Origin of the sequence: Parabacteroides sp. Y3-G-102, assembly GCF_023656845.1 — a bacterium.
GTDB classification, from domain to species: domain Bacteria; phylum Bacteroidota; class Bacteroidia; order Bacteroidales; family Tannerellaceae; genus Parabacteroides; species Parabacteroides distasonis.
Map to the genome: position 1 here is coordinate 88,966 of NZ_JAMOKU010000011.1, position 13,179 is coordinate 102,144.

12 protein-coding genes are annotated in these 13,179 nt (G+C 46.1%); 9 read left to right on the forward strand and 3 right to left on the reverse strand.

What is annotated here, in order from left to right; translation table 11 throughout:
• Positions 1-58 precede the first annotated feature (58 nt).
• The 3 genes from NBH16_RS07440 (at position 59) to NBH16_RS07450 (ending at position 3,494) form a co-directional block, all read left to right on the forward strand.
• Positions 59-1,549, forward strand: a complete 1,491-nt coding sequence (locus NBH16_RS07440; RefSeq protein WP_057328523.1) for a cobyric acid synthase — start codon at positions 59-61, stop codon at positions 1,547-1,549.
• 4 nt (positions 1,550-1,553) lie between these two features.
• Positions 1,554-2,876 (forward strand): Gfo/Idh/MocA family protein, encoded by a 1,323-nt coding sequence (locus NBH16_RS07445; RefSeq protein WP_008771916.1) that lies wholly within the window; start codon positions 1,554-1,556, stop codon positions 2,874-2,876.
• A gap of 108 nt (positions 2,877-2,984) precedes the next feature.
• The gene (locus NBH16_RS07450) at positions 2,985-3,494 is read left to right on the forward strand and encodes a ferritin-like domain-containing protein (protein WP_005856408.1); all 510 of its coding nucleotides are present in this window, start codon (positions 2,985-2,987) and stop codon (positions 3,492-3,494) included.
• Between the two features lie 88 nt (positions 3,495-3,582).
• Here NBH16_RS07450 and NBH16_RS07455 read toward each other — a convergent pair whose 3' ends face one another.
• Complete coding sequence (locus NBH16_RS07455; protein WP_005868262.1) at positions 3,583-4,155, reverse strand: DJ-1 family glyoxalase III; 573 nt, start codon at positions 4,153-4,155, stop codon at positions 3,583-3,585.
• Between the two features lie 11 nt (positions 4,156-4,166).
• Positions 4,167-5,438, reverse strand: coding sequence for a PAS domain-containing sensor histidine kinase (locus NBH16_RS07460; RefSeq protein ID WP_005856401.1), 1,272 nt, complete (start codon positions 5,436-5,438; stop codon positions 4,167-4,169).
• Between the two features lie 198 nt (positions 5,439-5,636).
• On the opposite strand from NBH16_RS07460, the gene NBH16_RS07465 reads away from it, so the two are divergent.
• From NBH16_RS07465 to NBH16_RS07485, 6 genes are all read left to right on the forward strand, one after another.
• Positions 5,637-6,938, forward strand: a complete 1,302-nt coding sequence (locus NBH16_RS07465) for a phenylacetate--CoA ligase family protein (protein ID WP_005856399.1) — start codon at positions 5,637-5,639, stop codon at positions 6,936-6,938.
• A gap of 23 nt (positions 6,939-6,961) precedes the next feature.
• Complete coding sequence (locus tag NBH16_RS07470; RefSeq protein ID WP_005856397.1) at positions 6,962-7,387, forward strand: ACT domain-containing protein; 426 nt, start codon at positions 6,962-6,964, stop codon at positions 7,385-7,387.
• Positions 7,388-7,400: 13 nt separating this feature from the next.
• Entirely contained in the window at positions 7,401-7,544 is a 144-nt protein-coding gene (locus tag NBH16_RS23385) for a symporter small accessory protein (RefSeq protein ID WP_333558132.1), read from the forward strand.
• Positions 7,541-9,094, forward strand: coding sequence for a sodium:solute symporter family protein (locus tag NBH16_RS07475; protein WP_008780467.1), 1,554 nt, complete (start codon positions 7,541-7,543; stop codon positions 9,092-9,094). Before NBH16_RS23385 ends, NBH16_RS07475 begins: the two co-directional genes overlap by 4 nt.
• A gap of 170 nt (positions 9,095-9,264) precedes the next feature.
• Positions 9,265-10,173: a substrate-binding domain-containing protein gene (locus NBH16_RS07480; protein WP_008778290.1), complete on the forward strand. Its 909-nt coding sequence runs from the start codon at positions 9,265-9,267 to the stop codon at positions 10,171-10,173.
• Positions 10,170-11,528, forward strand: coding sequence for an ATP-binding cassette domain-containing protein (locus NBH16_RS07485; RefSeq protein ID WP_250788315.1), 1,359 nt, complete (start codon positions 10,170-10,172; stop codon positions 11,526-11,528). The genes NBH16_RS07480 and NBH16_RS07485 overlap by 4 nt, the downstream gene beginning before the upstream one ends.
• A 22-nt stretch (positions 11,529-11,550) precedes the next feature.
• Here NBH16_RS07485 and NBH16_RS07490 read toward each other — a convergent pair whose 3' ends face one another.
• Complete coding sequence (locus NBH16_RS07490) at positions 11,551-13,059, reverse strand: sensor histidine kinase (protein ID WP_250788316.1); 1,509 nt, start codon at positions 13,057-13,059, stop codon at positions 11,551-11,553.
• Positions 13,060-13,179: the final 120 nt, after the last annotated feature.

Here is a 13,179-nt window from a genome sequence, read left to right on the forward strand (position 1 = left end):
CTTAATAAAAAGGCCAAAAATACTACCTTTGTACACTGTGTAAATAAAATCTATACAGATGAAGCAACACCTACGACCGATTATGTTTGTCGGAACCTGCTCTGATGCGGGTAAAAGCGTTATCAATGCGGCGTTTTGCCGTATTTTCAAGCAAGATGGTTATCAACCGGCACCGTTCAAGGCACAAAATATGTCCCTCAATTCCTACTCTACCCCGGAAGGCGGCGAGATGGGCCGGGCGCAAGTCGTACAAGCGGAGGCCTGCGGTATTTCCCCGCATACGGATATGAACCCGATATTACTAAAGCCGACAAATGATAAAAGCTCGCAAGTCGTATTAAACGGAAAGCCAGTCGGCAATATGTCCGCCAAGGATTATTTCGGGATACAAAACCAGAAGGAGGAGCTATTTAAGGAAGCCATCGAAGCCTTCAAGCGTCTGGAAGCTCGCTATAACCCGATCGTATTGGAAGGAGCCGGAAGCATCTCCGAACTAAACCTGCGAGACCGGGATATCACCAATATGCGGATGGCGATCGCTGCCGGAGCCTCTACCTATTTAGTTGCAGATATAGACCGTGGGGGCGTATTCGGCTCTGTATATGGAACGATCGCTTTATTACGACCGGAGGAACGAGTGTTAATGAAAGGGGTTATCATCAATAAGTTCCGTGGAGACGCCTCTTTATTCGAAGAAGGACGGAACCTATTAAAGGAATTGACTGGGATTCCCGTGGTCGGCGTAATTCCATGGTTTCGGGATATCAAGATAGAGGAAGAGGATTCCGTAGCGTTGGATATGAAAAATAACACTTATAAAGACGGGAAAATCAATGTAGCTATCATCCTGCTGAAACGAATGTCTAATTTCACGGATTTTGATGTATTGGAGATGGACCCCCGTTTCAATCCGTATTATACCAACAATATCGATGAGATAGAGAAAGCCGACATCATCCTGCTCCCCGGCTCAAAGAATACGTTATCGGACTTACAAAGCCTGCGGGCCAATGGGATAGCGATGGCGATTATCCGGGCGCATAAAGCGGGTAAAAAGGTGATCGGTATTTGCGGTGGCTATCAAATGATGGGAGTCCGCTTGGAAGATCCGGAAAGTATCGAGGGAAATATCCCGGCGATTCCCGGTCTCGGTCTTCTGCCTCAATGCACGGTCATCGAGCAGGAGAAGATCACGAGACAAAGCGACTTTGCTTTCCTCCCCTCCTCGGAGAATAAGGATTGTAAAGGATACGAAATACATATGGGACGAACCACCCTATTGGGTGACGCCCCCGAACAGCCCGTAGCCCGACTGGAAGACGGACGAACGGACGGATATTACCTCAACAACCGATGCTGGGGAAGTTATATGCATGGTATCCTTGATAATCCGGCCGTATTGGACAACTTAGCTGAAGGCTTTGACACGGAAACGACTACAGGCCCTTTCGATTATGCCGCTTTTAAGGAAGAGCAGTATGATAAACTCGCCGCCCTCGTAAGGGAGCACGTGGATATGGAATATATTTATAACAGTATTAAAAACTAATATCATGAACAGACGTACTTTTATGCAAAAAACCGGACTTATCATGTCCGGACTTACTTTATCGCCGCTTATCGGTAAATCGTATTCCTCCATATACGGACAAACCGCCCCTAGCAACAAAGTAAAGGTAGCCCTCATAGGATGCCGTAGCATGGGATACGGGGATTTGAATACTTTTCTTGATTATCCGGAGACGGAATGCGTGGCTCTTTGCGATGTCGATGACGAATGGTTAAACAAACGGGCTGCCGACGTTGAGAAGAAAACAGGGAAAAAAGTACCTCACTTATATAAGGACTGGCGACGAGTAATCGATAATAAAGACGTAGATGTAGTCATTATCGGTACGCCGGACCATTGGCATTGCCTTCCGACGGTCTGGGCTTGCCAAGCGGGAAAAGACGTATATGTAGAGAAGCCGCTCTCCAATACGATCGAGGAATGTAACCTGATGGAAAAAGCCGCCCGTAAATATAACCGGATCGTACAGGTAGGCCAATGGCAACGTAGCGACCCGCATTGGGACGAGGCGGCTAATTTCTTGAAAGCCGGAAATATCGGACGGATCCGTACGGTCAAGGTCTGGGCTTACCAAGACGGCAAGCCGACACTTCCGGTTAAACCGGATTGTGACGCTCCCGCCGGTGTGGATTACGATATGTGGCTAGGCCCGGCTCCTAAACGTCCGTTCAATCCTTATCGCTTTCATTATAATTTCCGTTTCTTCTGGGACTATGCCGGAGGCTTGATGTCGGACTGGGGCGTACATTTACTGGATTATGCCCTTGAGGGAATGAACGCGGGTCTTCCCACCCGTGTATTCTCAGGCGGCGGCAAGTTCGCCTATCCGGACGACGCTATGGAGACACCCGATACTTTAATGGCGACTTATGCCTACGATGATTTTAATATCATCTGGGATCACGCTTGCGGAATCAATCACGGACTCTATAACCGTAAGGAAGGATTAGCGTTCTATGGGGAGAATGGTACGATGGTACTCGACAGGGCCGGTTGGGAAGTCATACCGGTCGTATCCAATAACGTAGCTCGCATGGAAGCCGTTCCTTTCAAGAAAGGAGAAGGCAAAGGACTTTATAATCATGTGGGAAACATGTTGAGCTGCATTAAAAGCCGTGAGCTTCCGAACGCCGATGTCGCTATCGGTGCCCGTGTAGCGAAGATGGCTCATCTGGCGAATATCTCCTGCCGGGTTCAACGGGAAGTTCATTGGGATGATAAAAACAATTTGTTTGTCGGCGATAACGAAGCTACCGCCTTGTCGAAAGCCTATTACCGGGCACCTTGGGAATTACCTAAATTGTAACAATCGCAGCATAACGTTAAAATTTTGACAAACAATAAACAATGCCCTAGTAAGCTTGTTAGAACTATAAAAAACGAACAATACGTTTAATTCTAAATTAATACAGCTATGGCAAAAGAAAGCGTCAAAATTTTAAGAGGGAAATTGGATGTCGACAATTTATTATCTCAACTAAACGCCGCGTTAGCGGAAGAATGGCTAGCATACTATCAATATTGGGTAGGAGCCTTGGTCGTTGAAGGAGCCATGCGTTCCGACGTACAAGGTGAATTCGAGGAACATGCCGAGGAAGAAAGGCATCACGCCCAATTATTGGCAGACCGGATCATCGAATTGGAAGGAGTTCCGGTACTTGATCCGAAACAATGGTTTGAATTAGCCCGATGCAAATATGATTCACCGACAGACTTTGACGTAGTAAGCCTTCTGAACCAGAATGTCGCCTCCGAGCGTTGCGCCATCTTGCGTTATCAAGAAATCGCTAAATTCACGGACGGCATCGACTTCACGACTTGTGATATCGCTAAGCATATCTTAGCTGAGGAAGAAGAACACGAGCAAGATCTGCAAGACTATTTGACAGATATCGCACGTATGAAAAAATCTTTCCAGAAATAATTTAGGAAAGGGAAAACTCTTTACAACAAAAATCCCTTGAGAGAATGTCTTAGAGACATTCTCTCAAGGGATTTTAATTTCAAGCACATTAATGCTTTGTCCCATGCAACAAAGCGTCATATAATAAGGCATCCGCCACTTCCAAAGCGATTTCCTCATCTTTCAGATTCCTCAAGATCGTCAAGCCGAACTCAAACATAAAACCCGGCCCCTTGCTTGTGATGATATTTCCATCCTGCTCTACTCCATTATCCGTAGGGGTAGCGCCTACCATTGTTGGTTCGAAGAAAGGAAAACAGGTAGCCCTTTTCCCTTTTAGCAATCCAAGACCACCTAAAACCATCGGTCCGGCACAGATAGCACCGATTAATACGCCTTCCTCCGTTTTCTCCTTGACTAATTCTTTCAAATGGGCATGCGCATTTAAATGGTTGCTTCCGGGTATTCCACCCGGCAAAATCAAGGCATCGACACAACTGAAATCCGCCTCCTCGAACAGGTAATCAGCCATTACCGGAATATCATGAGCTCCTATCACCAATCGGTCACCCGTAATAGATACCATCATAACCCGTACACCACCACGCCTCAAGACATCAATCGTACCCAAGGCCTCTATTTCCTCAAAGCCTGTCGCTAAAAAGACAACCGCATTTTTCATTTCTTTTTTATTTAATATAGTTGACATTCACTTAAAACAGAAGGATCATCCTTCTCCACAACAGCCTTATCCGTAACAACCAATGGTAAGGTGAACCAGAAAGTGGAACCTTTGCCAAGCTCAGATCGCACACCGATCTCACCACCCAACTGCTCTACAATCATCTTGCAGATAGGTAGTCCCAAACCAGCCCCTTGATAAAAATCATCCAATTTCACGAAACGCTCGAAAACAGACTCCAGCTTTTCCTCTGATATCCCGATTCCGGTATCCATGACAGAGACACGTACGAACATATCTTCCACCTCATAAAAAAGCGAGATAAAACCTTTGGAAGTAAACTTAATGGCATTAGACAAGAGATTTAACAAAACCTGTTCTACCCGGTGCGGATCGATCCACAGACGAACAGAAGGCATGGCGACCGAGTTATATAATAATGCCACATCGGAAGTCATCTTCAAGGATTGTACCACATAGGCCTCTTGGCAAATATCCCTCAACTCAACTTCCGACACGTTATAGTTTAACCGACCGGACTCGATCTTCGACAAATCCAGGATATCGTTAATCAGTTTCAACAATAAATCGCAATTCTTATTTATAATCGAAAAGTATTCCCTTTGCTCACTGGCATTAGTCGTTTCCGTCACGAGATGGGCAAAACCAACGATAGCATTCAGGGGGGTCCGTATCTCATGGCTCATATTAGCGATAAAAGCGTTTTTCATCTTATCCGCCTCTTGTACTTTCATCAGCGCCAACTGGTCTTGACGTTGCTCCGTGATATCATTCAGCATGACCAATAACAGAGGCGAGGCTCCCGGGTCCGGATTCGTGATCAGTAAACGTACGATATTTACGATTCTCACCTCTCCATTCGGTTTCTCATACTCGACCATTTCCTTTACCATACGTCCCGTCTTGATCGTATGGTAATCTTCCGTTCGGATCTCATGCGCCCGCCGGGAATCAGGGAAAAGCTCGAAATCCGTCTTCCCTAAGATATCTTCCGCCTTGACCCCCGTAAATTCCTCCGCCGCCTTATTAAAATAGATATACCGGAAACCGTTGAAAATATCTTTCACCGTGATCTCCACAAATACGTTCGACAAGATCGTATCCATCAAGATATTTAAGAAGTTGATCGTATGCTGGCTTTGGCGCATCTCAAGTTCGTTATCGCTCGCGGATGGTGTCAAAGTGGCTTTTTCCAGATCGGCTTCCAGTCTCTCAATCCTTTGAATCAACTCTTCTTTGGAAAGGTGGTCATATTTTCCCATGGCCCATACATAAAGTTAAATTGCGTAATGGACAAAAATAACTATTATTTTTTTATTTACAACGGCTTACCGCCTAATAATTCTTATTTTCAAAAGGTCATTACTAATATTTTGACACAAAAGCATGGCATTATCCAAAATAAAAGATACATTTGCAATCTAATTTCATGAATTAAACACACTCTAATTGAAAAAACGATGATGTATTGGCAGAAAGAAATAGAAACCATGGATCGTAAAGATCTGGTAAAATTCCAACTGGAACGACTGAAACAAACCATAGAACTAGCGGGCAACTCCCCTTTTTACCATAAGATATTCAAAGAGAAAGGAATTACCCCGGACAGTTTTCAGTCCTTGGAAGATTTACAAAAACTTCCGTTTACAACGAAAGATGATCTTAGAAATAACTATCCGTTCGGATTGGCAGCCATCCCGTTACAGAAATGCGTACGTATCCACTCTTCCAGTGGAACAACAGGTAATCCCACCGTTGTCTTACATTCCGCCAAGGATTTGGACCAATGGGCTAACCAAGTAGCCCGCTGCATGTATATGGTAGGGCTAAGGGATACGGACGTATTTCAGAATACATCCGGCTACGGCATGTTTACCGGTGGCCTCGGTTTCCAGTATGGAGCAGAAAAACTAGGTGCGTTGACAGTGCCTGCGGCGGCCGGTAATACCAAACGACAGATTAAGTTCATCACCGATTTCGGCACCACCTGTTTACATATCATACCGAGCTATGCCACTCGTTTGGCCGAGGTTATGTATGAGGAGGGAATAGACCCGAGAAAGGATACCAAACTACACACCGTATGTATTGGTGCCGAGCCTCACTCGGAAGAACAACGTAAACGCATCGAACAGCTTCTGGGTGTCAAGGCTTACAACTGTTTCGGTATGTCGGAGATGAACGGGCCGGGTGTAGCCTTCGAATGTACGGAGCAGAACGGCTTGCATATCTGGGAAGACAACGTGATCGTAGAGATCGTAGACCCGGTTACCTTGCAACCGGTGCCCGAGGGAGAGGTCGGAGAATTGGTATTAACCACCATCAACCGGGAGGCGATGCCTTTACTCCGTTATCGTACCCGTGACCTTACTTGTATCTTACCGGGCGATTGCCCTTGCGGACGTACCCATAAACGCCTAGCCCGTTTCAAAGGACGTAGCGACGATATGATAATTTTGAAGGGTGTGAACCTGTTCCCCATCCAAATCGAAAAGATATTGATGCAATTCAAGGAATTGGGCAGCAATTACTTGATCACCCTCGAAACGATCGGCAACAGCGACGAGATGTTGATCGAGGTAGAGTTGAGCGACCTATTCACCGATGATTATTCAGCCTTACAGCGTTTGACGAAAGGTATCACCCGTCAGTTGAAGGACGAATTATTACTTACACCACGTATCAAGCTGGTAGCCAAGGGATCTTTGCCAACCACAGATGGCAAGGCGGTACGAGTGAAAGATCATCGCAAGCTTTGTTAAATAAACAATTAAAATAACACCTTATGACAGTCAATCAAATTTCTATTTTCCTTGAAAACAAGTACGGGAAATTAAGCGAGATATTAGCGTTATTGGCGGAAGAGCGCATCCGCATCATCGCGGCCACCGTAGCCGACACCTCCGAGTATGGAATCCTTCGTATCATCGTAAGCGATCCCCAGAAGGCATACAAGATATTAAAAGAAAACAACGTCAGCGCAAACCTGACCGACGTATTAGCGATCGTAACCAGCTCATGCGCCGGAAGTTTTGCCAATACATTATCTTATTTCACGAAAGCGGGCATCAGCATAGAATATATGTATTGTTTCTCCATCCGGGAAAAAGCGATCTTGATCTTGCGTACGAACAACCGGGAAAGCGCCCGTGAGGTAATCCGCCGTCAGAATCTCGAGTATATCTGTGAAAGTGATCTAATAAAACTTTAATAGGCACGGATATATGTTCGGAATCAGCGACCCCGGTATTTGGCTGGCTTACCTTCTAGCGTTCGCCTGCCTCCTATTTTCTATTTGGTTCGGGATAACCACTTGGAATAAAGAAGACGACGAAAAAACAAACCCTACTAAAGGATCACGAAAATGAGTACGCTAACATTAGGCATTATTGTCATCATTTACATGTTTGTAATCGCTTGGTTAGGGTATCTCGGATACAGGCAGACGAAAAACGCCAGTGATTATTTATTAGGCGGACGAAAAGTAAACCCCATTATCATGGCTCTGTCTTACGGGGCGACCTTTATCTCGGCATCGGCGATCGTTGGTTTCGGTGGCGTAGCCGCTACGTTCGGCATGGGTATTCAATGGCTTTGCTTATTGAACATGTTCATGGGCGTAGTGGTAGCCTTTATCTTTTTCGGACGAAGGACCCGGAAGTTAGGCGAGGCACATAACGCACGGACTTTCCCGCAATTATTGGGATTACACTATAAGTCCCGGTCTATACAGATCTTCATCGCCTCGATCATTTTCATCGGCATGCCCCTCTACGCCGCCGTGGTGATGAAGGGAGGAGCCGTCTTCATTGAGCAGATGTTTCATATCGACCTTCATCTGGCCTTGTTGATCTTCACCTTGATCGTAGCGGCCTACGTGATTACGGGCGGAATCAAGGGAGTACTTTATACGGATGCGTTGCAAGCGGTTATCATGTTCGCTTGTATGCTATTCCTGCTATTTTGGTTTTACCATATCATGGACATGGGCTTTATCGAGGCAAACCAGAAGTTGACGGATATCGCCCCCATGGTGCCCGAACGCTTCAAGGCCTTGGGACATCAAGGATGGACAGCTATGCCCATCTCGGGCTCTCCACAATGGTATACATTGGTTACCTCATTGATCCTTGGCGTAGGAATCGGTTGCTTAGCGCAGCCACAACTAGTCGTACGCTTCATGATGGTGGAAAGTACCAAGCAACTCAACAGGGGCGTATTGATCGGCTGCGTATTCTTGATTGTCACGGTAGGGGCGATTTATCACGTGGGAGCCTTGTCTAATTTGTTTTTCCTCAAGACGGAAGGTGTAGTCGCCTCCGAGGCGGTAAAAGATATGGACAAGATCATCCCCCTATTTATCAATAAAGCGATGCCGGAGTGGTTCGGGGCGGTTTTCATGCTTTGTATTCTCTCTGCCAGTATGTCTACCCTTAGCGCGCAATTTCATACCATGGGAGCGGCTTTCGGGGCAGACGCATTCCCCAAACTAGGACGTAGCAAAAATCCGAACTCTACATTAGGTGTACGTATCGGCGTGCTATGCTCTATCTTGGTCAGCTACGTTATCTGCTATACGCTAAGCGCAAGTATTATCGCACGAGGCACCGCCTTGTTCATGGGTATTTGCGCGGCTACATTCCTACCTACCTATTTCTGCTCGTTATATTGGAAAGGGGCTACCCGGCAAGGGGCCTTGGCCAGCTTATGGGTAGGAGGCTTGGCCAGTTTATTCGCCATGTTGTTCCTTCATAAGGCGGAAGCGGCTCCGGTAGGACTTTGCAAGGCTTTATTCGGACAAGACGTCTTGATCGATGTATATCCGTGGCATGCGATAGATCCGATCTTATTTGCTTTGCCATTATCGGCGATAACGATTGTTTTGGTTAGCCTAGCGACTCAAAAGAAGGCTTTTTAGCTTTTCTTATGAACCTCAAAACACTAATTAGCATTTATTCTATTGACAGATATATAGAAAACAGTACATTTGCACTGTGGTTTTTTCATAATAGTATTAGATTTAAGGTTAACAAAGTTGGTTAGGGGTTGCCGGGAGGCAATCCTTAATTGTTTTATAGAGGTCTAGATATGATTAAATACATTTTTCTACTATTCATACTTTGTTGCTCCGGTTGCCGGCACGCACAAACGGAAGATACCGTAATCAAGGTTTCGGTACTTCGTGGTCCATCCGTTATCGCATTTGCCGATTGGCTTGAGAATCCTCCAATTATAGATAACAAGAAAGTACAAGTAAAAGTGGTAGACTCGCCCGATCTGGCGCAAGCCTTACTGATCAAGCAGGAGACCGACATAGCCGTACTCCCCATGATCAATGCGGCGAACTTGTACAATAAAGGGATCAAGATCAAACTAGCGGGGTGCCCGATCTGGGGAACCCTTTACCTCGTTGAGAAAACTCCCTTGAAAGAACCGGCATTGTATGTATTCGGCAACGGTACGACTCCCGATATCCTTACCCGGTACTATCTCGGCCGCCAGCGATCAGACTATCCGTTGAATTACGCCTTCAATACCGCCGGGGAAATCACCCAAGGCATCTTAGCCGGAAAAGTAAATCGTGCCGTGCTCGGGGAACCGTTTCTAAGCATCGCTTTACGGAAAGACAGCAGCTTACGAATAACTGCGGACTTGAATCACTTAACAGACAGCGATACCCTCGGATTCGCCCAAACAGCGGTCGTATACACCCCGACGATGGAGAAATATCGTATCGCTTTTGAGGATGCCTTACGAGCCTCCTGCCAAAAAGCCGTACGATATCCGAAAGAGACCATCCATTCTTTGGAAGAACATGGAATCTTCGCCCAAGGGGCCTTAACTCCTGAGAGTATCGAGCGGTGTAAAATCCATTATTTATCGGCTATCGAGGCGAAAAACGCCGTCATGGATTTCCTGCGTCTCATCGAACAGTATGAACCTAAGGCCGTCGGCGGGAGGCTTCCCGATGCCGGATTTATCCCCGAAAAACAATGAGATTGCGAAAAACAATCACTACAATAGTCGCTACCGCTATCCTCTTGGCGGGATGGCAACTATTCGCCGTTATAGCCAACCAACCGGAGCTGATACCTTCACTTCCCCGACTCGTACGGACACTTTGCGAATGGCTCGTCTCCGGTAGTTTCTATCAGTCGGTCGGAGCGACTATACTCCGGGGAATCTTAGGCATGTCGATCTCATTCGTTTGTGCGATAGGGATGGCCGGGTTATTCGCCCGTTTTGAGTGGGTGTATGAATTATTCAGACCTCTGCTTGCCATCATGCGCTCGATCCCGGTCATATCCTTCATACTTTTGGCGCTTATATTCCTAAATCCGGAAAGTATCCCTTTGATGATCGCCTTCCTCACCATGTTCCCGCTACTAACAGAGAATCTGACACGGGGAATCCTCGATCTACGTCCGGGTTTATCCATTATGGCACGTCAGTTCCATATCAAACGTTCCAATGTCTTATTCCAGATCATCTATCCGCAGCTAAAGCCATTCTTATATAGCGGACTTGCCTCCGCCGCCGGATTCGGCTGGCGTGCGATCATTATGGGAGAAGTCCTGTCGCAATGCGCATTCGGAATCGGAAGCGAGATGAAAAGGGCGCAAAACTTTATCGCTGTCCCTGAGCTACTCGCTTGGACAATCGTGGCGGTATTCATCAGTTTCTTTTTTGACAAAGGAATTAGCAAAGTCGCTGATATCACCCCTAAAATATCTTTCGCGAATGAGGATCAGACCATCCCGACCCCTACATTATCAGTTTTAGACACGAAAGATATAAGTTACCAATACGGCATACAGCACTTTTCCCATTCCTTTCAAAAAGGGATTATTTATGGAATTAGCGCACCTTCAGGCAAAGGAAAAACAACGTTATTAAACCTAATCGGAGGTATCTTATTGCCTACGGAAGGAGAGATACATCCCACAAGACACTTTGGAATCGCCACCATATTCCAACAACCGCAACTCCTGCCCCATCTAACCGCAGAAGAAAATATCATCCTCCCCCTCTCCTCTTTTCTCACGGAGGAGAAAGCCCGGCGAATTGCCCAAAAACACTTACAGGAAATGGAAATGGAGCCCTTCGGGAACCGATATCCTAAAGAGCTTAGTTACGGACAGCAACAACGTATCGCTATAGCTAGGGCATTGGCATACCCTTCTCCTCTCCTTTTGATGGACGAGCCGTGCAAAGGCTTGGATGAAGCCCTAAGCCATCGCATCATAGAACGAATACGAGAAATGCAAATGAAAGAAGAACGGATCATTCTTTTCACGTCACATAATCCGGATGAGATTCGGTTGTTGGCGGATGAGGTGATTTACCTATAAATCCCAACCAAACTTGAATGTCTTATTTCACTTTCATCGGTTGGCAAGGTATCGTAAACCAGAATGTAGAGCCCTTTCCCTCCTCCGACTCAACCCCGATTTTACCTTTCAACTTCTCAATTATCGTCTTGCAGATAGAAAGCCCTAATCCTGTTCCTTGCTTAAAGCTGTTCAATTTCACGAAACGATTGAATATGCTCGCTTGAGACTCCTTACTGATTCCCATACCCGTATCCGTTACGTAGACATAGATACCATCATCGGTCAAACGATAACCAAACCGTATAGAACCCGAGCTGGTGAACTTCACGGCGTTGGAAAGGAAATTGGTCAAAACCTGAGTCAAACGGGTCTTCTCCGACACAATACAATAGTCATTACCGTCCGACTCAAAGATAACCTTTACATCCGGGGCCACTCTCAAGGCGAAAGCTTGCTGCTGGGGAGCGAATATCTCACTCAAACGCAGGGTCGTATAAATAAACTCCATCTTTCCGGACTTGATCTTCGAGATATCCAAGATATCACCGATCAACTGCAACAAAAACTCATTGCTACTCTCTATGATCCTCAGATATTCCTTTTTTTCCTCCTCATCGTCACTCTCCGCCAATAAGGTAGAAAAGCCGACGATGGCATTTAAAGGGGTACGTATCTCATGGCTCATGTTAGCGATAAAAGCGGACTTCATCCGGTCGCTCTCTTCCGCCAAACGCTTGGCCTGCACATCCGCCTCGTGCCGTTTATCGACGGTCATATCCCGAAGGATTCCGATCGAGCGGATAGGTTTGCCGTCCGGATCGGCCTCATAGACCTCACCGATCTTCTCCAGCCATACATACTCATCCGAGAAATAACGACAAGGGAAACTGAATCGCATGGAATCGATCTCGCCCCGCATGAAAGCGGTTGTAATATTCTCATAGACCTTCCGGTAATCCGGATGGATCTTCTCCGTAAAACTAGCGTGGGTGATCTGCACATGCTTGATCTGGCCGTTTTCTTCCAAGGAAAGCTCCGCCGTACCGTTTACCAGATCCCAAAGCCACGGGTAGATCTTACCCGCTTGACATGCGAGCGCCAAGCGCTTATTATAGCTATGCAACTCCTCCTCGACCTGCCTTTGCTTTGTAATATCCCATGAAATCCCTACTAAATAAGGAGGCTTATCCTCACGGGGCGCTAGCAGTTTCATCGTATCCATAGTACGCAAGATACCTTTCGGATCGATCATTTGCTCCACGAAACGCTGCATCTTACCCGTTTTCACCACCTCCTCGTCCATATCCCTGAAAGATTGGGCGACGACCGGATCTAGAAATAGGTCAAAATCTGTTTTCCCGACCACATCATTATGATATCGTCCGTAAAGTTGGTTCATCAAAGGGCTGGAGTACACGTACCTGAAATTATCACCCGTATCCTTCACGAAAAAGTAGATGGGCAACGAGTCCACGATATTAGATAACAATCCTGCTAAATCCCTATAATCCTGTTCCAAAGTTTTGTTCTCCGTAGTATTAACTTCCATGTTGATTTTTTTAATCAAAGGCTTGAATATTCCGGCCGTAAAATTCTTGAAAATTAATGAAAGATACAAATAATAAGCCCAAGAAGTGAGCATCCCGACCGAAAATATAAGCAAAACCGT

What these genes read in the sequence shown, in the direction of transcription:
- NBH16_RS07445 (WP_008771916.1), top strand. Translation starts at nt 1,554, where the DNA reads ATGAACAGACGTACTTTTATGCAAAAAACCGGACTTATCATGTCCGGA.
- NBH16_RS23385 (WP_333558132.1), top strand. Translation starts at nt 7,401, where the DNA reads ATGTTCGGAATCAGCGACCCCGGTATTTGGCTGGCTTACCTTCTAGCG.
- NBH16_RS07485 (WP_250788315.1), top strand. Translation starts at nt 10,170, where the DNA reads ATGAGATTGCGAAAAACAATCACTACAATAGTCGCTACCGCTATCCTC.
- NBH16_RS07470 (WP_005856397.1), top strand. Translation starts at nt 6,962, where the DNA reads ATGACAGTCAATCAAATTTCTATTTTCCTTGAAAACAAGTACGGGAAA.
- NBH16_RS07455 (WP_005868262.1), bottom strand. Translation starts at nt 4,155, where the DNA reads ATGAAAAATGCGGTTGTCTTTTTAGCGACAGGCTTTGAGGAAATAGAG.
- NBH16_RS07465 (WP_005856399.1), top strand. Translation starts at nt 5,637, where the DNA reads ATGATGTATTGGCAGAAAGAAATAGAAACCATGGATCGTAAAGATCTG.
- NBH16_RS07475 (WP_008780467.1), top strand. Translation starts at nt 7,541, where the DNA reads ATGAGTACGCTAACATTAGGCATTATTGTCATCATTTACATGTTTGTA.
- NBH16_RS07480 (WP_008778290.1), top strand. Translation starts at nt 9,265, where the DNA reads ATGATTAAATACATTTTTCTACTATTCATACTTTGTTGCTCCGGTTGC.
- NBH16_RS07450 (WP_005856408.1), top strand. Translation starts at nt 2,985, where the DNA reads ATGGCAAAAGAAAGCGTCAAAATTTTAAGAGGGAAATTGGATGTCGAC.
- NBH16_RS07460 (WP_005856401.1), bottom strand. Translation starts at nt 5,438, where the DNA reads ATGGGAAAATATGACCACCTTTCCAAAGAAGAGTTGATTCAAAGGATT.
- NBH16_RS07440 (WP_057328523.1), top strand. Translation starts at nt 59, where the DNA reads ATGAAGCAACACCTACGACCGATTATGTTTGTCGGAACCTGCTCTGAT.
- NBH16_RS07490 (WP_250788316.1), bottom strand. Translation starts at nt 13,059, where the DNA reads ATGGAAGTTAATACTACGGAGAACAAAACTTTGGAACAGGATTATAGG.